At 39.5% G+C, this 1,548-nt stretch carries 1 protein-coding gene; it reads right to left on the reverse strand.

What is annotated here, in order from left to right; translation table 11 throughout:
- A partial coding sequence (locus KI369_RS27025; protein WP_212958644.1) for a serine hydrolase domain-containing protein occupies positions 1-1,153 on the reverse strand: 1,153 nt, incomplete at its 3' end.
- Positions 1,154-1,548: the final 395 nt, after the last annotated feature.

Below are 1,548 nucleotides of genomic sequence, written 5' to 3' on the forward strand. Positions count from 1 at the left end.
GTAAAATATTTTTAAAAGGATCAGAACTATCAGCTTCTTTAAGGCTGTTCAAATTGCCGGCCAATGTATGCTTACCTCCAAGTTTTCCTCCAGCAAAAGTACTAAACCCTGGAATGCCACCTGAGTGTCCCCATATTGAGACACCGTTTGGAAGCTTAGTTTCATAGATTCCAAGACCATATCTGCCGATTTCAGCAAATCCTGTAGGAACTGTAGTAAGCATTTGTTTTAGTTGCTGTTCCTTCAGTAATTTGCCACCGAGCAAGGAAGAGAAGAATTTGTTTAAGTCGTCAGCAGTAGAAATCATATCTCCAGCCGAGCTACCTATACTTGGGTTATAATAAGTAACGTCTTTTAGCTCACTTGCTCCGTCTGGTTGGACATATCCACGGGCATGCTTGGTGCCTGGAATAACGCTTGAATTGCCAGGTAGGAATGTATTCGACAATTCAAGCGGTTCAATAATCCGATTTTCAATCTCTTCCGCATAGCTGTTTCCGGTTACTTTTTCAATAAGGATACCCAGTAATACGTATCCTGTGTTTGAGTAGGACCAGCCCTTTCCTGGGGCAAAGTCTGGGGGCATCGAAAGTCCAATCTTCACTAGTTCTTCAGCGGTAAACGATTTTTTTGTATTCGTAAAAAGATTAGCTTCTTTTGACCTTGCGTAGTCAGCGATACCACTTGTATGGTTCAATATCTGACGGATAGTAATCTGTTTAGCATCATAACCGTTTCCTTGAATGACACCAGGCAACCATTTTTCGATGGAGTCGTCTAGATTCAGGCGGTTTTCTCCAGCTAATTGAAGTACAACCGTTGCGGTGAACGTCTTCGTTACGCTGCCAATACGAAAGCGAAAATCTGTTTTCATTGGTTTCTTGGTGTTCAGATCCGCTACCCCAGCGGCATACCCCCAAGTTCTTCCACCCTCAGAAGTTTTAGCGAGTATCCCCGGGTATCCCAATTGTAATGTATCCCGCATAGCTTGCTTGACGGAATTACGATCTCGTTGCGTGCTTGTTTGTGACGAACTAGATACATTTTGAGTAGGCTCTGCTTTTACAATTGAGGTTGGTGTTGTATATAACAGAGAACTTCCAGTTATTAAAAGGACTAAACCTGTAGATGTAATCTGACAATGCTTTTTCATAAAGATATTCCTCTCCTCTATTCATATTTTATCGGTAGTTATTTGCTGTTTTATACTAGTCACACAGTTTTCATCTTAACCAAAAACAAATGGACAAGAGTGGATTTGCAATTATCTTACTCAGCATTATTTTCACAAATGCTATTGTGTCCTAACAAGCGGTAAATTGCTCTTTTTCCACATGTATGTTAACCCTATAAATTATTTATTTTCCTTAAAATACTCTTGTTACTGGTTTGTTTTTCATAAATAGGTCATACCTGTTTCCCCTTTCATGCCTCTTTATATTTTTATCATACACAATGAAAATCTCCCCTCCTCATTTATTGTTAATGCGTTAAAAACTGCTCTTTGATACTAAGTGTTTTTCTGTCACATACGGTAGTGTCAAAATG

The sequence above is a fragment of the Bacillus sanguinis genome, from assembly GCF_018332475.1.
In the GTDB taxonomy this organism is placed as follows: Bacteria; Bacillota; Bacilli; order Bacillales; family Bacillaceae_G; genus Bacillus_A; species Bacillus_A sanguinis.